General features: G+C 69.6%; 11 protein-coding genes. 7 read left to right on the forward strand and 4 right to left on the reverse strand.

The genetic code is table 11. The features are described 5' to 3' along the window. Positions 1-275: 275 nt before the first annotated feature. The 4 genes from K7640_RS01400 to K7640_RS01415 all read right to left on the reverse strand — a co-directional run bounded on the left by K7640_RS01400 (position 276) and on the right by K7640_RS01415 (position 11109). Positions 276-5186 carry a class I SAM-dependent DNA methyltransferase gene (locus K7640_RS01400; protein ID WP_222952796.1) on the reverse strand — a complete coding sequence of 1637 codons (4911 nt, stop codon included), beginning with the start codon at positions 5184-5186 and terminating at the stop codon, positions 276-278. Next, complete coding sequence (locus K7640_RS01405) at positions 5183-7984, reverse strand: helicase-related protein (protein WP_222952797.1); 2802 nt, start codon at positions 7982-7984, stop codon at positions 5183-5185. The genes K7640_RS01400 and K7640_RS01405 overlap by 4 nt, the downstream gene beginning before the upstream one ends. A 14-nt stretch (positions 7985-7998) precedes the next feature. Continuing rightward, complete coding sequence (locus K7640_RS01410; RefSeq protein ID WP_222952798.1) at positions 7999-9063, reverse strand: serine/threonine-protein kinase; 1065 nt, start codon at positions 9061-9063, stop codon at positions 7999-8001. A 99-nt stretch (positions 9064-9162) separates the two neighbouring features. After that, a complete protein-coding gene (locus tag K7640_RS01415; protein WP_222952799.1) occupies positions 9163-11109 on the reverse strand; it encodes an N-6 DNA methylase in 1947 nt (648 codons plus the stop codon). Positions 11110-11209: 100 nt separating this feature from the next. On the opposite strand from K7640_RS01415, the gene K7640_RS01420 reads away from it, so the two are divergent. The 7 genes from K7640_RS01420 to K7640_RS01450 all read left to right on the forward strand — a co-directional run bounded on the left by K7640_RS01420 (position 11210) and on the right by K7640_RS01450 (position 19470). After that, positions 11210-11731, forward strand: a complete 522-nt coding sequence (locus K7640_RS01420) for a DUF4352 domain-containing protein (protein WP_222952800.1) — start codon at positions 11210-11212, stop codon at positions 11729-11731. A 79-nt stretch (positions 11732-11810) separates the two neighbouring features. Then, complete coding sequence (locus K7640_RS01425; protein WP_255607730.1) at positions 11811-12383, forward strand: hypothetical protein; 573 nt, start codon at positions 11811-11813, stop codon at positions 12381-12383. A 39-nt stretch (positions 12384-12422) separates the two neighbouring features. Next, positions 12423-13253 carry a ribonuclease HI gene (locus K7640_RS30690; RefSeq protein ID WP_222952801.1) on the forward strand — a complete coding sequence of 277 codons (831 nt, stop codon included), beginning with the start codon at positions 12423-12425 and terminating at the stop codon, positions 13251-13253. Positions 13254-13447: 194 nt separating this feature from the next. Beyond that, the gene (locus K7640_RS01435; protein ID WP_222952802.1) at positions 13448-15550 is read left to right on the forward strand and encodes an ATP-binding protein; all 2103 of its coding nucleotides are present in this window, start codon (positions 13448-13450) and stop codon (positions 15548-15550) included. Positions 15551-15605: 55 nt separating this feature from the next. Further along, positions 15606-16334, forward strand: coding sequence for an NUDIX domain-containing protein (locus K7640_RS01440; RefSeq protein WP_222952803.1), 729 nt, complete (start codon positions 15606-15608; stop codon positions 16332-16334). Further along, entirely contained in the window at positions 16331-17491 is a 1161-nt protein-coding gene (locus K7640_RS01445; protein WP_222952804.1) for a 5'-methylthioadenosine/S-adenosylhomocysteine nucleosidase, read from the forward strand. The genes K7640_RS01440 and K7640_RS01445 overlap by 4 nt, the downstream gene beginning before the upstream one ends. Next, on the forward strand, positions 17488-19470 hold the full coding sequence (locus K7640_RS01450) for a hypothetical protein (RefSeq protein ID WP_222952805.1): 1983 nt from the start codon (positions 17488-17490) through the stop codon (positions 19468-19470). Before K7640_RS01445 ends, K7640_RS01450 begins: the two co-directional genes overlap by 4 nt. Positions 19471-19551: the final 81 nt, after the last annotated feature.

A 19551-nucleotide genomic window follows, 5' to 3' on the forward strand; every position in this document is an offset into this window, starting at 1 on the left:
AAGTCCCGCCGCCCATCGGTCACATCCACCAGCACATAGAAGTCAATCGAGGCGGCCTAGCCTTGTACACGTCTGCGATCATCCATGCACCCTGGGCAGCGACCTGAACCGCCGCCCGCCTACCGTTGATCTTCACAAATGTCTGTGGACCCTCAGTGGTCGCTGAGTAGCCCTGCAAAAGGGCCTCGGCCACAGCGAGATGTCGCCCCGCCTGGTGCTTCTGATGGTTACTCGGAGCCATCTGTTCTCCTCAAGGGGTGAGAAGGGTGCGCGGGCTAGGACGGCTGCCAGCCCGCGTCGATCGCATCCTGGAGCCGCTTGCTGAATACGGCATGCGCCTGCTGGTACTCGTTCTCCCTATCCGCCTTATAAAACGGCGCCGTGTATCCGTCAGGCACCGGACTCCGATTCGGATCATCGAAGTGACCCACTAGCTGCTCGAAATGCTCCTTCGTCTGCCCATACCCGAACGCGTGGTGGCTCCGGGCGAGCTTTCGACCTTTCCTATCAAACCAAGTATCCCGCTCGTAGTCTGACAGGATTGGATAGCGTGAACGGCAAATCGCGATCAGTTGCTCGACAGAAATTCCAAGACACACTGCGACAATTGTATCCAGTTCGACAAGGGCTGCACGCCGCGCAAACTCGGATCGCAATGGAGCTTCCCGACTCCAAATCGACGACACTTCTTCGAGTGGCGGAACGCCTGGCCACTCAAAGGCCCACGAGTCGGCCAGCCACGTATTAGAGAATAGTTCAGACCAAAGCGGTCCATAATCTGCCGTCAAACAGTTGAGACGCATGACCCGCAGAACCAAGGCACCAGCGAGCGGATGATTGGATCTGACTGTTGGCATTTTCGGAGCGTCGCCGATTTGAAGGTCCGCGCGTCCAACTGCGCGAAGAAGATAATCAAGCGGCAGGGAAGACCAGAATCCGGCGGCGAGTACAGTATCCAGGTTCCGCCGCGCCGCAAGCGAATGCACGGCATTCACATGAGTGGGGCCTGGCGGAATTAACGCCGCAAACAAGCTTCGCTCGGTGTCGAAGGGAATCATTCGTCGCCAAGCAAGTCGGAAGTACTCCGAGTAGGGACGCCCATCCCAGACGTCTTGAGCGGCAACCCAACGCTCATGGCTGCAGGCTCGAACGTAGTTTGTAGCAGGAACGACCTTCACCGCGAGCGCCGAGAGATCCCAGGTCGACCAATCGCGGTTAGTTTTGCAAGGATTGTTTGGCTGTTTGTTGAAGGGATTTGCTATACCTAGATGAGGACCTTGCAGAATCATGTCATGAAGCGATTTTGGGTTACCCGTCGACCAACGTATCAAGCCGTCCTTTTTGCCGTTCGCTTCATCGTAACCTCGGCTAATTCGAGGCGCTACACTGACAAGTCGATACTCAGTCATTGACAGCGCCGCAATTGCCCCTTGCTCCTCAAGGCTTACTGGATACAAGAGCTGGGTATAACGGACCGGTAGGTCGCCCTCGCCACCAGACAGCCGTTGCCATTGCGCCAACAACCCTTCATCGACCTCGATTAGGCGAGAGGAATGCGGACGCAAGTCCCATTTACCCTCGTGCTTAATTCCAGGAACTTCCCCGCGACCGTCGTGGAGCAAGGACTCTGCTAGGGTTCTAGGCGCAAAGAGCCAACTCATATGAGTAAACTTGACTGGACGACTAGCGCCATAAACGTGCACTCCGAATTCAGTATTGGCGTGAACCTCCGGGAAGACAGCGGCACGGTTCGAGAAATGGGCATGGAATCGAAGGTGCTCGTATGCCGCCGCCCGCAGTGCGCCCTCCTTTACGCCACCTAAATGCGTGTCCGGATGAACCATTCCAGCAGTTCCTAAAGAACTCAAATTAGCCCACACTCTGCAGACAAATGCGCGGTACAGATCTGCCTGAGTTCCCGCAAGAAGCCGGTACGTTGCCGATCCACCTAGGGTCGCGACCGTACCGACATTTGTTGTGAGCACATCGAGAAAGAAGCTGCGAGCAGGAGCGGCTCGTAGCACCGAGGCTTTCCTCTCCTGCCACTCCGCGACACTGGGCCTGTCCGCCAGAGCAAACCACGGTTCGAGTTCGGCCAGGATGACATCCTCTTGCCAACGCGGCCGCACCCATGGCGGGTTTCCTACCTGGAGGTCGAAGCCGCCCTTGGCGAACGCCTGGGCGAACGTCAACTCCCAGTGGAAGAAGCCCTGCTGGTCGGCGATGCGCTCGGCAGCCAGTAGCCACGGGAACCGGTCGGCCAGCATCCACGGTGAGTCCACCCCGATCACGCCGTCGAGCTTCTGCTCGAAGTCGCTCATCTCGGCCAGGCTGTCGAGCTTGCGGCCGTAGAAGCGTTCGGTGTTCTCATCCACGTCGCTGCGCCCGACCAGTGCCTCCGCGAACGTCAGCCAGTCGTCCAGATTGGTCAGCGGCACCTGCTTGCGGAGCTGTTCGGCCACGGTCGTCCGGCGGGTGCCGGTCGCCTTGGTCGGCAGGGTCATCTGCCGTGGCTCCACGTTGCCGAAGATGTCCGGCGTCTCGTAGACCACCTGCTCCTCGTACGCCGGGATGTCCTTCACGTGTGACACCTGGACGGGCGCGGCCGGGTACGCCGCGTCCGAGCCGTCGAGCAGGCCGACCTTGTCCAGCGGCCAGAACCACAACGCGCACCAGGCGTCCATCAGGGTCTTGAGTCGCCAGTACGGCGTGCCGGGCGCGGTCAGGTCGGCGAGGATCTTGTCCCGCGCCACCGCCTCGGTAACCTCAGGCAGGTCGTCGGCACCCCATACCTTGATGTCGCGGCGGATCTCCCGCTCGGAGATGGCAAGCCGCTGCTGCACCAGCCCCCACAGGAATTCAGCCCGGCGGGCCAGCGCCTGCAACCGCTTGACCTGAGAGTTCTTACCCTTGGCGGACGGCACGCGCTTCATCGCCGTACGCCATGCCTTGAGCTTGGCGGTCTCGGCCGGCGCCAGCTCGCGGGCCTCCTTCTCCCCCGCGACCGCACCCCAGCCGTCGGCGGGGAGCAAGAAGTGGTGGATGGCGCCCTCGTCGATCGGCCCGTCCCGGAACGGCTTCTCCTTCGGGGCGGTGGTGAGCCACGACTTGTCGGCGAGCTGCTTCGGTTCGTAGGTCTTGCGTCCGCAGCCGATGAGCGAGTTGCCGCGTTGCAGGTGCAGACCGAACCAGGGCGCCTGGAGGCCGGCGTGCATGACGTTCAGCCAGAGTGAGACTTCGGCCAGCTCGACGGCGGTGCGGTTGAGGTCGACGCCGTAGCAGTTGTGCAGCGCGATGTACGCCTTCACCCGCTGGAGTTCGAGGTGGTACTGCTCCGGGTCCAGGTCCACCTTCAACTCGCGGGCGCGGCGGCGCAGGTATTCGGCGGCGACCTGGTTGATCGCTTCGTTGAGGAACGCGCCGGAGCCGAGCGCCGGCTCGCAGATCGTCCAGTCCAGCAACTCGCGCGCCGGGGTGGTGGTGCCGTCCTGGTCGAGGCGGTACTTCAGGGCGAGCTGGACGGTGACCTCGGTCAGTGACTGCGGGGTGTAGTAGGAGGCGCTGGTCTGCCGGTCCCGGCCGGCGAGGCGGTAGACGAACGCGCCGGGGGCGTAGCTGACCCGGCTGCGCACCCCGGTGTACGGGTCCTCCTTGTAGACGAAGACGCTGTCCTCGTACTCGTCGGCCTTGGAGGCCGGGATCATCCACGAGCCGTCCTTCGGGTCGCCGTTCTTCGCGACCTCGTAGAGCTGCTCGGTGGCGACGAAACCGGTGTAGGACATCAGGCCCTCGTAGACGGCGCCGAGCTGGTTGATGCCGAGCTGGGCGTACGAGATGAAGCCGCCGCGGCGCCGCTTCGCGCCCTTGGTCAGCATCAACCGGCGCAGCACCTGGTAGAGGACCTTGTTGCGCAGCCGGGTGTCGATGGTCGGCGCGTCCGCGTCGTCCTCGTCGCCGTCCGGTGCGAGGACCCGGCCGATGAGCTTGGTCTTCTCCGGCAGGAACAGGTCCGACTTCATCGGCTCGAAGCGCAGCCCCTCCCCCTCGCTGGCCTTGTCGTCGACATCCGCGCCGCCGCGCGCGCGGTGGCCGTTGTTGACCATGCGGAACAGCAGGTCAAGCGATTCGTAGAGGTGGAAACCGCCCTCGGCGGAGGGGGCGAGCCGGCGGGACACCAGGTCGCCGACGCGGGCGAGGCTGTAGCCCTCGACGTACTCGCGGTCGTTGACGGGGAGCACGCCCAGCTCGGGGCGGGCCTCGGCATAGAGCAGGAACAGGATGCGGTAGAGGTAGCGCAGGGCCTCGCGGCCCAGTTCCTTGGCCAGCTCGTCGAGCACCATCACGTCCTGCGGCTGGTAGCCGGCCCGCCGGATCTGGTCGAGGACCTCGTTGGCGATGAGTTCGACGGAGACCTTCAGGCCCTCGCGCAGTTCGCTGGAGACGCCGACGGCGTGCTGCCGGGAGCCGGCGACCATGTCGGCGAGGGGTTCGGTGCCGCCCTCGGCGGGTGGCCGCAGCGAGTCGGCGCCGAAGAGGGCGGCGACGACGTCGTACTCCTTGTCGTCGTTGCGGGCGAAGGCCGTGTCCAGGCTGACGGCCAGGTAGCGGCCCTCGCCCCAGGCGGTCCGGTCGGCGAGCGTGACCACGCCGCCGCTGAGGATGAGCACGTACCGGGGTTTGGGGTTGTCGGCGGCGAACAGCCAGGAGGCGAGCTTCGCGCCGGTGTCGATGGTCTCGGTGCCGCTGAGGGTGACCGGGGTGAGCAGCCGGCCGGCGTCGTCCGGGTCCTGGGCGGCCTCGGCGTCGACGGCCCAGCCGCAGTCGAGCGCGACGATGCCGTGCGCGGAGGTCAGCTCGGCGTGCGCGACGGTGATCTGGTGTTCCTGGCCGGCGCGCTCCACGGTGATGGTCTGCGGGTTCGGCTCGAAGCCGAGTGCCTTCAGCAGCTCCTGGTGCAGCTTGCGCAGCCGCTCCGGGTCGAAGAACTCGTCGTCGGCCAGCTCGGACTTGGCGTCGAAGTAGGGCCGGCGCAGGCTGCGAAGGCCGGTGCGCGGCGTCTGGTCGCCGGCCTTCTCCCGTTCGGCCCATTGCTTGAGTTGGCCGCCCTTGAGCGTGGTGGGCAGGATCTCGGCCAGGTAGTGCGCGGAGAGGTATTCGCCGCGGTTGGTCAACGCTTCGAAGCTCATGCGGCACTCTCCGGGGACGGGACGACGACGGCGAGGACCCGCAGCAGCGGGTCACCTGCGGTTTCCAGGCGGTCGAGCAGGTCGTGCTGCTCGGCGACGGTGTGCCGGGCGCGCTCGCGGCGCTTCGCGCGATGCGCCGCCGGCAGCTCGTCGAAGAGGCTGGCCTGTTCGAAGGTTTCCAGTTGCCGGCGGTACTGCTCCAGCGGTGCGGCGTTCGCCACCGCCCACTCGTCGCGTTTGCCCTCCAGGTGGGCGCGGGCGACGCGGACGGCTTGCGGCAGGAGCTGCCGGAACGGGTCCAGGGCGACCGCCTCCGCCCGGTTGACCATGGTCGGGCCGACGTTTGCCTCGCGCAGCACCTCGTCCATCGGCCGGATCTCCGGCGCGGTGGGCAGGCCGGAGACTGCCATCCACTGCACCACTGTCGGCTGGCCGAGGCGGTTGGCGTAGACGCCCTGGATCAGATAGGTCGGTGCGGCCACGTCGGCGGTGAGCACCGGGGCCTGCTGGCGGCCGAGCCGGATGAGCACCTTGTCGACGAGCCAGTCGACCATCGGGTGCACGTCGCTGAGGAAAGCGATCTCCGGCCACCTCGGGGTCCGGCTCTGCCGCGCCTGGTCGAGCTTGCGCTGGGCGAGCTTCCGGTCGAAGGTGACCTTGAGCCGCAGGTCCTCGCCCTCGCGGTGGGCGCGCAGATAGGAGCGGGGCAGGTCGGTGAGCCGGTGCACCAGGTCGTCGGGGGCGAGGAAGGTCAGCAGCTCGTCCTCGCGGCGCAGGTCGATGTGGTCCTCGGGCCGGTCCTGGTAGATCTCCTGGAGCGCCGCGTCGACGAAGTCCCGGGTGGAGTCGAAGAGCTTCGGCACCCGGGCCACCGGGATGTCCGCCGCGACCGGTGCGGTGCCGACGTCGCCGAACAGGTCGGCCAGCACGTCGATCTCGGCGTGCGCGGCCTCATAGGACTCGTCGACGCTCCTGCCGGCGAGCAGGTCGCGGACCAGCCGGTCCTCCTCGGCCTTGGCGTCGTAGAGGCCGGTGGCGGCCTCGACACTGCCGAGGCTGCGGTGGGCGACCGCCTCCCGGTCGAGCAGCTTCTCGGAGACCGTACGGTCGTCCTTGGCGTCCTCGCGGTCGGAGGTGAGGATCAGCGCGCGGAACTGCGGCTGGTGCTTCTGCCCGTAGCGGTCGACGCGGCCGTTGCGCTGCTCGATCCGGATCAGGCTCCACGGGATGTCGTAGTGGATCAGGTGGTGGCACTGCTGGTGCAGGTTGACGCCCTCGGAGGCGACGTCGCCGGTGAACAGCAGCCGCAAGTCGCTGCCGGCCAGCTCGAACTCCTGGAGGATCCGCTGTTCGTCCTGGTCGGCCACGCCGCCGTGCAGCACCCGCACCGCGTTCGGCTTGAGCCCGAGCAGGGCCGGGACGGTCTCGGCCAGCCACTTGATGGTGGGCACCCGCTCGGAGAAGACCACCGCCCGGGTGTCGCTGCCCCGGCCGACGCCGATCGTCTTCAGCTCCTCGACGAGCTTCCGCAGCTTGCTGGAGTCCTGGTCGGTCATCGCCGAGGTCAGCTCCGCGAGCCGGTCCAGCGCCGCCCGTTCCGCGCCGGTGGCCTTCTTGCGCCGGTTGGTCACCGTCTCGTGCAGCGCCCGGTGCGAGGACAGGAACGACTTCACCAACGTGTACGGGAAGAGCCGGTGCTGCCCGGTGACCGCCTCGTCGCTCCACTTGCCGGCGAGCCACACGTCGGTCAGCTCGTCGAAGATCTGCTCCTCGATCGGGCCGGCCGCGCAGTACACCGCCTGGGAGGGACCGCGGTCGGCCCAGCGGTCGCCGATCTGGTCCCGCACCTCCGGACTGATCTTGGTTCGGCGCAGGTAGAGGTGGGCGATGTCCTTGGCCTCGTACCGCTTCTCGTCGGCGATGGCCGCCGGGTCGAGCAGCGAGATGAGCTGGGCGAACGACTCCTTGTCGCCGTTGTGCGGGGTGGCGCTGGCCAGCAGCAGCGCGTCGGTCTTGGCGGCGAGCCGGCGGGCCAGTTCGTTGCGCTGGGTGCCCTTGTTGATCAGGTTGTGCGACTCGTCGATGACCACGACGTCCCAGGTGGTGGCGTCGAGGTGGTGGCCGAACTGGCCGGCGTCCTTGAGCGTGTCGACGGAGATGATGGCCCGCTTGAAGTAGGTGAACGGGTTCCGGCCGGCCGGGATCTCCTGCTGGATGCGCTGGATGCCTGTCGAGTCCAGGCGCACCAGCGGGATGGCGAACCGGGTCCACAGCTCCCGCTGGAACTGTTCGAGCACCTGCTGCGGCGACACCACCAGGATCCGGTCGCCCCGACCCCGGCGGATCAGCTCGGCCAGGATCAGCCCGATCTCCAGGGTCTTGCCGAGGCCGACCACGTCGGCGAGCAGGATGCGCGGTCGCAGGCCGGCCAGGGCCAGCTCGACCGGGCGCTGCTGGTAGGTAAGCGGGTCGAGCAGGAACCGGTCGGTAAGCGCGAGGCCCCGCTCGGTGCGCGGCAGCGGCGTCCGCCGCAGCACGGCCTCCAGGAACAGCCGGCTCTGCCGGAACCGGGAGGACGTGTCCGGGACGAGTTCCGTCTCCTCGGGGACCAGCGGGGTGATGTTCTCCAGGCCGGTGAAGAACGTCGCCTCGACGTCCTGCACGAACTCGGAGACGCCGACTGCCTTGATCATGGTGCCGTCGGCGGTGCCGGTCTTGACGCTGCGGACCAGCCACTCCTCGTCCCGGACGACGATGCGGGAGCCCGGGGGGAAGGTGGCGTCCTGGGAGATGGTCATGCGGTGGCGCCTTCCTACAGGGTCGAGCGTCGGGCGTACTGGCGACGGATCTTCTCGACCAGCCAGGTCACGTCGGGGCCCCGGCCTGCGGCGCGCTCCGGGTCGGGCAGGGTGGGGGCCGGATCCGGTACGTCGACGGTGTCGTGCTTGTCGACCGCGGTGTCCTCCGGCTCCTGGCGCGGATCCTGAAGGTCCGGCGGGACGAGCAGCTCGGTGTCGCCGTCGTAGGTGAGGCTGGCGACCTCCTGCCGGAGGCTCGGCACGCTCGTGCCGCTGCTGGCGGTGGCGACCGCCAGCAGCCGGGCGCCGACGTCGCCGAGTCCGGGTCGGGCGCCAGGGTCGTGCGCGAGCATCGCCCCGAGCAACGGCGCCAACTCGGCCGGCACGCCGGACAGGTCCGGCAGGTCGCTCGGTTCGGTGATGCGCAGCAGCAGGTTCCACGAGTTTGCCGGTGGATAGAGGCCGTGGCCGGTCAGCGCGAAGACAAGCGTGGCGGCCAGCCCGTAGACATCGACGGCGGCGGTCAGCTCCCGCTCACCCCGCACCTGCTCGGGTGACATGTAGGCGGGCGTACCGACCAGGGCGCCGGGCTCGGTCAGAAAGTCGCTGCGGTCGATCAGGATGGCCAGACCGAAGTCGATGAGCTTCGGACCGTCCGGCCCGAGGATGATGTTCTGCGGCTTGAGGTCACGGTGCAGCAGGCCGGCCTGGTGCACCCGGCCCAGACCGTCGGCGAGCATCGCGCCGACCATGGCGGCCAGCGGCAACGGCAGCGGACCGCGGGCGTCGACGTGCTGCCGCAGCGTCGCCCCGGGCACGTACTCCACCGCCAGCCAGGCCGGGTCACCGTAGGGGTCGGCGTCCTCCAGGCGGGCGATTCGTGAGCCGAAGACCAGCTTGAGGCTGTCTACCTCGGCGGCGAAGCGGTCCCGGACCGTCGGCTCCGCGATCAGGTGCTTGCGGATCACCTTCAGCGCGACCCGGTCCGCGGTCGGCGACACGGCGAAGAACACCTCGCCCATCCCGCCGGAGCCCAGCGGCTTGACCACCTCGAAACCGCCGATGGTGCCCAGCGTCATCCCGCCCCCTCACGACGACACCCAACCGAACTGCTGGTCCGGACCGCCGACCACACACCCGGCGGACGCACGACCGTACATCGTTGAACAATCAAGGAGCTATTGACCCTTTGGTGATTCGTGCTGGTCCTGACGTCGGAGCGTCGGTGCCAGGGATCCTCGGGCCAGTCCGTCAGCGGTCAACTGGGCGAGCTCCGCGCCCAACGAAGCGGCCTGTCGGATTGCCGACTCGAACGCGTCCAGCCGCCGAAACGCCTCCCCGTGCGCCCGCTGCTCCTCCAACGCCAACCGCCGCACCTGCGCCCGCCGCACATCGAACCGCAGCGTCCCCGACAAACTCGACGCCTGCCGCTCGTTCGCCGACGTCCGCAATTGCCCCGCCAGGAACCACGAGTCCAGCGCGGCCGGATTCGGCCGCAGCAGATAGAGGTTGCGCCCCAACAGCGCCCCCTCGGCGCTCACCACCCGAGCGGTGAGCTGCCGCGCGATCATCGGCACCACCACGTCCCCGACGGCCAAGGCGATCTCCTGCCCGAGCCGACCGTCGCCCCGACCGGACGCCTCCTCGCCGTTCAGCACGTCCTGCACGGTCAGCACCGGCGGTCCGCCGGCTGATGGCTCGGCGTCCTCGCCAGCGAGCGCGCGAACCGGCCCGATGACCTGCAACGCCCCGGCCCGGGCCAGCTCCCCCACCGTGAGGAACTCCCCCTCGTGCCCGTCGGGGGCGGGCGTGACCTGCGGCATCAGCGTCGACAGGTCGCCGACGACGGCGGCGAGCCGCTCGCGGGTGCGTACCAGATGTTCGCCGGTGGCCTGGCCCGCGACGGCGGGTTGGCGGCGGGCGGGGGTGAGGTCGACCTCCTCGTCGAGCAGCTCGATCACCGGCACCGCCCGCGCGAACCCGGCCTCCGCCACCTCGGCGTCGGGGGCGGCGAGGAAGGCCCGCCAGGTCTGCAGGATCCGCGGCGCGGTCTCAGCCAGGTCGCCCCCTGCGGCATCGACCAGCAGTGCCCGTGCCGGTGGCGGCGCGTCGGCCGCCGCCCGCCGCAGCACCCACAGGTGCAGGGGTACGCCATGCCCGGTCGCTGCCCGGGCCGGTAGTGCGATCACCGCGCGAAGGTGGCCTCGGCGCAGCAGTTCGGCGCGGATCCGCTTGCCGGCGCGGCGGCTGGCGACGGTGGGTGGCATCAGCAGCACGGCGTGCCCGCCGACGCGCAGGTGGGCGAGGGCGTGTTGCACCCAGGCGAGTTCGGGTTCGGTGCGGGGGGTGGTGCCGACGATCCAGCGCGGGTCGTGGCCGAGTTCCTCGTCGCCCCAGTTGGTCGCGCCGAACGGTGGGTGGCAGACGACGGCGTCGAAGGCACGGCCGGGGAACGCGTCGTCGCGCAATGAGTCGCCGATGCACACCTCCCCCGGCACATCCCGCAGGGCCAGCCACAGTCCGGCGAGGCGGCCGAGGTCGGCGTCGAGTTCCTGCCCGTACGCGGAGGTGCAGCCGGCGCGGACAGCGGCCCGGAGGGTGGCGCCGGAGCCGGCGGCCGGGTCGAGGACGGCGCCGCCGCCGACGTCGGCGAGTGCGGCCATCAGGTCGGCCAGGTCGTCGGGGGTGGCGAAGAGCCGGCCGGGGCCGGGGGCGGAGAACCGTTGCCACAGCTCGTCGAAGGCTTGCTGCGCGCCGAGTTCCGCGGCGAGGGCGTCGATGTCGGGCAGTAGTGGCTTGAGCTGAGGGCCGATGGATCGGCCGGGGCGTTGGCCGCGTTGTCGGGCGAGCAGCAGGGCGCCGACGGCGGCCAGGGCGGAGGCCGGTGACGCGCTGGCGGCGGCGAGGTGTCGCCAGAGCCGGTCGGCGGTGGCGAGTTCGGGGAGTTTGCCCTGGGTGTGCAGCCACTGTTCGACCTGGGTGAGGTCGAACTCGGGGCTGGCCGGGGTGCCGGCTACCGGGGCGGGGAAGTCGGCGTGCCGTTTGCGCCAGTTGCTGACCGCGGCCCGGCCGACGCCGGCGAGCCGGGCGATCTCTGCCGCCGTAATGGTCGGTGTCTCCTGCACCTCCGTAGTGTGTCACACCCGTCAAGCATCATGTCTGTTGACAGTGTTCACGGGTCATGCTCTTATTGACGCCGCCACGGTTCACACCAGGAGGACATCGATGCGCAAGCTCACCACCCTCGCCCTGATCGCCACCGGCCTCGTCGCGCTCGGCTGCGGCGCGGGCACCACCGACAACGCCTCTACCTCGGGTGACGGCGCCGGCGGGGACAAGCCCGCCAAGACCGCGAAGCTCGGCCAGCCGGCCCGCGACGGCAAGTTCGAGTTCACCGTCAAATCCGCCAAGTGCGGGGTCGCCAAGCTCGGCACCAGCACCCTTGGCGCCAAGGCGCAGGGCCAGTTCTGCCTGGTCACCATGACCGTCAAGAACATCGGCAAGGAGGCGCAGATGTTCGACGGCGGCAGCCAGAAGGCGTACGCGGCCGACGGCACCGAGTACTCCGCCGACGGCGGCGCGGCCATCTACGCCAACCAGAACGCCGAGACGTTCCTCAACGACATCAACCCCGGCAACCAGGTCAGCGGTGTGGTCGTCTTCGACATCCCCAAGAACGTCAAGCTCACCAAGCTCGAGCTGCACGACTCGCCCTTCTCCGGCGGCGTCGACGTGGCGCTCGGCTGACTCTTCCTTTCGCGTTCCGGGGCGGGGTCACGCCCGCCCCGGAGGTTCACCACCGTCTGTTCACCCGAGGAGCAGTGCCATGACCTACCCGACCACCCCGCCCTCACCCGAGCAGGGCATCCCGACCAAGCGATCGAAGACGCGGGCGTACGCCGTCGGCGGCATCGCTCTGGTGCTCGCGCTCTGCTGCGGCGGCCTCGGCGTCGCCGCCCTCACCGGCACCGACCCCGACCCGGCAGCCGAGGCCCCGGCCTCGGCGTCGACCAGCCCGATTACGGCCACGCCCACCCCCACCACGGCCCCGCCCACCACGGCGGCGGAGACCACGACGGCTCCGGCACCGACGGTTGCCCTGTTCGACGAGCCGACTAAGAAGGACTTCAAGCTCGCGGTCAAGGTCCTGCGCAAGCAGTGCTTCGGTAGCGCCGGCTGCAACATCACCTACCGCATCGACGTCACCTACACGGGCAGTGGTCTGGACCCGGCGAAGACCTACGAGGTCACCTACGAGGTGCGTGGCGGCGAGGACCCGGCGGTGAACACCTTCGAGGTGACCGGTGAGACGGCCTCGGTGCAGCAGGAGGAGACGGGTAGCACCCGACGCTCCGGCGACAAGCTGACCGCCGTGGTGACCGACGTCGCCGAGCTCTGAGTGGTCATCCTCCGATCAACGAAGACGTCAGGAGGCGTCGTGCGTCCCGATGAGTTCCGCCACGCCCTGCCCCTGCTCCCCGCTGCCCTGCACGACCGGGCCGCCGCCCTCACCGCCTACGCCCGCCCCACCCGCTGCGCCGACTGCCAGCGCATCGGCGACGCGCTCACCCTCGCCGTCACCGCCGCCCGCTACGACGACCTCGACGCCACGACCGAACTCCTCGACACCGCCGACCGGCTCGCCACGTCGCACCCGCCGCACCGTGGTCCCGCCGGCCGGCATCCGCAGCGGGGCCGGGGTCAGGTGGCCCGCTGGGTGTCGGCGTCCGCGCCGCTGGTCGCCGCGACCGACGCCAGCTGGAAGGGCCGCGCGGGTGGCATCGGGTACGTGGTCAGCGACGGCCGCTACGGCCTGCTCGGCCGGGGCACCGGCCGGCTCGACCCGACCGGGGTGTCCCGGGTGCTGATCGACGAGCTGCAGGCGGTCGACTACCTGCTGACCGCGTACGACGGGGAACCGCCAGTCGGGCTGACGGTGCTGGTGGACAGCCTGTCGGCGCTGCGCTGGCTGCACCGCTGGCAGGCCGGCGACACTGCCGCGATGTCCGCCGGTTACGACCTGCGGCAGCGCCGGTGGACGTCCCAGCCCACCCTGGTCCGCCTCGCCGGGCACGTCGCCCGCCGACCCGACCTGATGTTCGACCACGTCAAGGGGCACAGCGGTCATCCGCTCAACGAGGCCGCCGACGCCCTGTCCCACATGGCCCGCCGTCGCCGTACCGACGCGTTCGACCTGCCGGCCCGCGCGCACGCCCTGGTCGACGCGTTCCTGCGCGACTGGCATCGCATCAGCACCGCCCGCGGCTGAGCCGCCGCCCGGCAACGTCTGCCCGCTGTCCCCGACCGGACCGGCCACCCCCCGGCCCGTCGACGTCACCTGCCCGGAGGCGACCCATGCCCACTTCCCGGAACCGGCAGGCCACCCGGCACACCGGCTGGATCGGCCCCACCCGGTAGCCCGCACCCCGTACCCACCACATCCGCGACCAGAGGGAGACGACGATGAGCGACACCGCGCAGCCCCTGCTGGAGCTGGTCTTCGACCGGCTCGCCGACGACGAGGCCGTACCGGCCGACGTCGCCGACCTGGTCCTCGCCGCGCTCGCCGGCGGCGACGACCTGGCCGCCGCCCTCGCCGGCAAGCCGACCCGGCTGGATCCCCGCTCCCCCACCGGTGACGGTCCGGGCCGGCGGATCTGGTTGAAGTCGGTGACCGTGGCCGGGTTCCGCGGCGTCGGCGAGGAGCGCACCCTCGACGTCGCGCCGGGGCCAGGTCTGACGCTGGTGGTGAGGCGCAACGGCTCCGGCAAATCCAGCTTCGCCGAAGCGGTGGAGCTGGCGCTCACCGGCGACAGCGCCCGCTGGGCGGAGAAGAGCAGCGTGTGGCGGCAGGGCTGGCGGAATCTACACGCCCCGCAGCCGTGCCGGATCGCGGTGGAGCTGCTGGTCGACGGGGTGGCCACGCCGACCCGGGTGGCGCGGGCCTGGCCGGCCGGCGCCGAACTGCCTGACGCACAGCTCACGGTCACCAGCGACCGGGGTCGGCACGATGGCCTCGACGAGCTGGGCCTGGCCCGGCCGCTGGAGCTGTACCGGCCGTTCCTCACCGCCGCCGAGCTGGGCCGGCTCACCGGAGGCACGCAGAGCCAGCTCTTCGACGCGCTCTTCGCGATCCTCGGCCTGGACGCGATCACCGACGCCGACCGGCGTCTGCTGCGCGCCGCCCGGCCGCACGAGACGGCCGTCAAGGAGGTACGCGCGCAGCGGACCGCCCTCGCGGCCACGCTGGACGGGGTGGCCGACGACCGGGCCCGGCGGGCGGCGGTGCTGTTGCGCCGTCGGGGCGCGGTGGACCTGGCGGCGCTGGCGGCGATCCTGGCCGAGCCGGACGAGGCGAACGCCGACGAGGCGGTCCGGCGCTGCCGGGAACTCGCCGACCTGGCCCTGCCGGGCGTGGACGAGGTGGCCCGGTTGGCGGGGCAGCTGCACGCCGCGGCGGCGGAGACGGTCCGGTACGACGGTGGCCGGTCCCGGGCGGCGTTGCGCACGGCGGAACTGCTGCGCCTCGCCGTGGAGGAGCACCACGAGGGTGGTGACGGGCCGTGCCCGGTCTGCCGGGCGGGAACGCTGGACGGGGAATGGCGGGCGCGGGCGGAGGCGGCGCTGACCGAGTTGCGGCAGCGTAGCGTGGCCGCGCAGAACGCCGCCTCCCGGCTCACCGCCCTGCTGCGCCAGGCGCACCACCTGGTCGACGACATCGCGTTCCCGCCCGAGGTGCCGGAGCGGGCCGGCGGCAACGAGGACGGCGAGCTGACCGAGGTGGTCGGGCCGCTCACGGAGGCGGTGGCGGCGCTGCGGCGCGTACCCGGTGGGCCGGTGGAACTGGCCGACCACCTGGCGGCGCGGTACCCGGCGGTCGTGGCGGCGGCGGGCGCGGCGCGGGCGTACGCCGAGGGTTTCCTGCGGCAGCGCGACACCGGCTGGCGGGCGGCGGCGGTGCGGCTGCGAGCCTGGCTGGCGGCGGCGGGCGGCCTGGCGGTGCGGGAGACGGCCCTGGCCCGGGTGAAGGCGGCGCGGGCGTGGTTGTCGGAGACCGGTGCGGTGGTGCGGGACGAGCGACTGCGACCGTTCGCCGCGCACTCGCAGCGGATCTGGGAACGGCTGCGGCAGGAGAGCAACGTCGAGCTGGGTGCGATGCGCCTGGAGGGGTCGAACACGCAGCGGCGGGTGGTGTTCCCGGTCGCCGTGGACGGCGCCGACAACGGCACCGTGCTGGGCGTGCTGAGCCAGGGTGAGATGCACGCTCTCGGACTGGCGACGTTCCTGCCGCGTGGCTGCGCGGCGGAGAGTCCGTTGCGGTTCGTGGTGGTCGACGACCCGGTGCAGAGCATGGATCCGTCGAAGGTGGACGGCCTCGCCCAGGTGCTCGCCGAGCTGGCCCAGGAGCGGCAGGTGGTGGTCTTCACCCACGACGGCCGGCTGCCCGACGCGGTACGGCGCCTCGACCTCGGCGCGGCGCGGATCGTGGAGGTCCACCGGGCGGAGCGGTCGGCGGTGACGTTGCGTCCGGGCGATCCGCCGCTTGGAAGATCGAAGAAGTGCTGACATCCGACAGGCGACAGACTTTCTGTCAATATGACAGGAAGCCTACGGTGGATCCATGTCAGACGGTCACTGGGTTCCGCCCACGGTTCTTCTCACGGTGGACCTCGTCATCTTCACGCTGCGCGAATCCGAGCTACACGTGCTGCTCATCGAGCGCGGCGTGGATCCCTATCGAGGCGCCCTCGCGCTACCCGGTGGTTTCCTCAACCACGAGCAGGAAGACCTGCTCCCCGCCGCCCATCGGGAGCTTGCCGAGGAGGCGGGCCTCGGGCCCGATCGGCTGCACCTCGAACAGCTCGGCATCTACGGCATGCCGGGCCGTGACCCCAGGGGGCGGGTGGTCTCCGTGGCGTACCTGGCCATCACCCCCCGACTGCCCGAGCCGTTGGCCGGCACCGACGCCGCCGAGGCCAGCTGGACGCCGGTGGCTCAGGCACTGTCCGGCGAAGCGCCCCTGGCCTTCGACCACCAGCAAATCCTCACCGACGGCGTGGAGCGGGCCCGCGAGAAGTTGGAACGCTCCGCGCTCGCCACCGCCTTCTGCGGCCCGACCTTCACCATCGCCGAACTACAGGCCGTCTACGAGGCGGTATGGGGTGTACGGCTCGACCCCCGCAATTTCTATCGGAAGGTGCAGAGCGTCGACGGCTTCATCGTGCCCGCCGGCCCGACCCGCAAGACCGACGGCGGACGTCCCGCTCGACTGTTCCGGTCCGGTCCACGCACCACGCTGCACCCCCCGATGACCAGACCACAGGACTTGCCAGGCAAGGAGAAGACGTGAGAACGAACCGCGGTCTCGTCGTGATCCTCACCGCCCTCAACCTCGAGTACGAGGCGGTCCGCGAACGGTTGACCGACCTGCGCGTACACCGGCACACGGCCGGCACCCGTTTCGAGGTGGGCCGGATCAGCCAGAGCACCTGCCGGGTCGCGCTGGCCCTGGTGGGCAAGGGCAACCACCCCGCCGCGGTGCTAGCCGAGCGGGCGATGGCCGAGTTCTCCCCGGCCGCCGTGCTGTTCGTCGGAGTAGCCGGCGGCCTCTGGCCCAACATCCGCCTGGGCGACGTCGTCGTCGCCAGCAAGATCTACGCCTACCAGGGTGGCACCAGCGAGGACGACGGCCTCAAGGCCCGACCGAAGGCATGGGAGATCCCGCACGAGGCGGACCAGGTGGCCCAGCACGTGAACAGGAGCAACACCTGGCGACACCTTCTGCCAGCAGGTTCGGCCCCCGCTGTTCACTTCGGGCCGATAGCCGCCGGGGAGGTGGTGCAGGACTCGGCGATCTCCGAGCAGGCCCGGTGGATCCGGCAGCACTACAACGACGCCGTGGCCATCGAGATGGAGGCGGCGGGCGTGGCTCAGGCCGGCCACCTCAACCGCGCCCTCCCGGTGGTGGTCGTACGCGGCATCAGCGACCGCGCCGACGGCAGCAAGGCGGCCAGCGACGGCCAGCACTGGCAGCCGAAAGCCGCCGGTCACGCCGCCGCGTTCGCCACCGCCCTGGCACAGGAACTGATCATCGAGGGCCCGATCAGCCGAGCAGGCAGCGCGGGCCGGAACGGGAGCAGGCCGATGCGCATGACCAACCGCAACGTCGCCACCGGGAACGCCCGCGTCGGCGTCCAAGCCGGTCAGATCCACGGCGACGTCACCGTCAGCGCGGACCCGCAGCGGCCGGTCGACCTGGCCGCCGACCTCGCCGAGCTGCGCCGCCACGTCAAGCAAGCTCGCCTCGACGGGCACCTGGACGAAGAGACCTACGCCGCGGCCGAGTCGGAGCTGGACACGGCGACCGAATGCCTGCCCGCGAGCGAGCCCGACAAGAAGGGTGCCCTGCTGGTCACACTCAAGCGGCTACGGGGCCTGGTGGCCGACGTGGCGGAGCTGGCGGCGCGGCTGGCGGCGATCATCGCCGTGGTGCGGGGGATGTCATGAACTCCACCCAGACCAACGTCGCCGGGGGAAACGCGCACGTCGGTGTGCAGGCTGGCGTCGTTCACACGGTCAACTTCTATGAACTGCCGCCGAATCCACGGCCAGAAGATCAGTTCCGTGCCGCCGTGAAATATCTCGACAACCGGGTCCGCGACGAGGCACGCAGGCTGATCGAGGAGGCGGTCGCCCGCGGTTACGTGACCCCGGAGGTGCAGTTCTACCGGTTGGTCGCGCTCTTGAGCGGCCGTACCCTCCGACAACTCAGCCGAGAGGACCTGGATCGCCTCGAAGCCATCTGCATGAGCCTCCCCCACCTCGATGACCGTGACGAGTGGGCGGCAGGGCTGAGGGGGATCGTCCGCTTGGTGTCGCCGGTCAGCGACCCGGACGCGGAACTCGTGATCAAACAGATTGACGCGTTGAGGCAGCGCCAACGCGACCTGATCTACGGCCACCTGGAGGCGCTGCTCGAGGGCACGATGCAGGACGAGATGTGGGCACGCTCCGTCGCCCTCGCCCAGACGCAACGGACGGCGCGCGACCGGCAGGATCGGGTCTGGAAGTTCTTCCACCCCGATCCTGTGCCGCCGCGGGTGCTGGCGGTGCGGCCGGCCACCATCGCCTTCCGCGATTGGCTGGGCATCGGCGCGGGCGCGGCCCTGTTCACGGTAGCGCTCGTCAAGCTGGCGGGACTGGTCGTCTCCAGCGGACAGCTCGGTCCCGTCCTCGGACTGCTCACCGGCTTGGGCGGGCTGGCCGCTTTCTGGGTCGGCGCGGCTGACCGGCACTTCCGCCGGGCGCGGCTGCGGGCAAAGGACGCCGGGCTGCTTCCACCGCGCCCACGTCGCTCCGAAGCGCCGGCGAGCGGCTTCGCCGGCAAGGTGGATCGGCTGTTCAACCGCTACTTCGGCCGGTACGTTCCCCGCGGCGCCGACCGGGCCTACTGGCTCGACCAGACGGCGGGCATCCGACGGCAGCTCCGTGATGAGGTGGTCGAGCTTTACCGCGAGCAGCGCATCCCGGCGGAGCGGGTCGCGTGGCTCGTTCGATACCTGGTGAGCGATGTCCGACAGCGATGGGAGAACGACACGCTGACGGCGTACCGCCACGAGCTGCGTATCCCCACCAGGACCAGTCTGCTGCGCGTCGGCGGGTTGAGCCTTGTCGCCGCCGGAATTTTCTGGACCGCACCCGCTCTCACCTCCGCGCCCCTGGCCGGAGGGGCGTGGCTTCTGCTCGCGGTGGCGTCCGCCGTGCCGGCCGTGCGGTCGTCGTTTCGGGTCGTCGCCGAGCATCGACGGGTGAGGGCCGACGAGGCGGAACGATTCGCCGAAGAGATGGCACGAGAGGCGGCCTACCGTCGATGGCAACGCAAACTGTCCGACAAACCGACCGACACCGAGATGGCCGCCTGGCTGGAGGGCGATCGGAAGGTCCTGGTGGATCAGGCAATGCGCCAGTACCGGCTCCGCCCCAGCCATGTGATCGCCCACGCCTTCATCGAGGCGCCGGCCGACTCCTGCAAGAAGGCCCGTTACCAGCGTGGGCCGTGGCGGTACAGCCGCTACCGGCTGCTGCTGTTCCTGCTCACCGACGACGGCGTCCGGCAGGTCAACATCGACCTCGACTTCGAGGCCGTCACGCATCACACCACCCAGCGGCTCAACTACCGCTTCGACGCCGTGGCCGCCGTCCGGATCGACGGAATCGCCGCCCAACGGCAGACCTTCGAACTGACGCTCGTCAACGGAGAGCCGATCTCGGTCCGGGTGAGCGACCCCGACATCGAGTCGGAGCCGCACACCGACGATCCCACCAAGGTCACCGAGCTGTCCGTGGACGCATCCGGGCTCCGCCACACCCTGCATGTGCTCGAAGGGGTCGCCGCCGAGGGCAAGGAATGGATCAGGCATCGTCGACGCCGCGCCGACGCCAGGCTCGCCAAGTTGTCAAAGGTGATACGAGGCCTGATCGACTGACCGACCGTCGCGGCACGGTCCAGTGTCAGTCACTGATGGTGCGGTGCCGGCTCGCCTGACGAAAATCCAGAACCGACACAC

This window comes from Micromonospora sp. PLK6-60, assembly GCF_019890675.1.
Lineage (GTDB): Bacteria > Actinomycetota > Actinomycetes > Mycobacteriales > Micromonosporaceae > Micromonospora.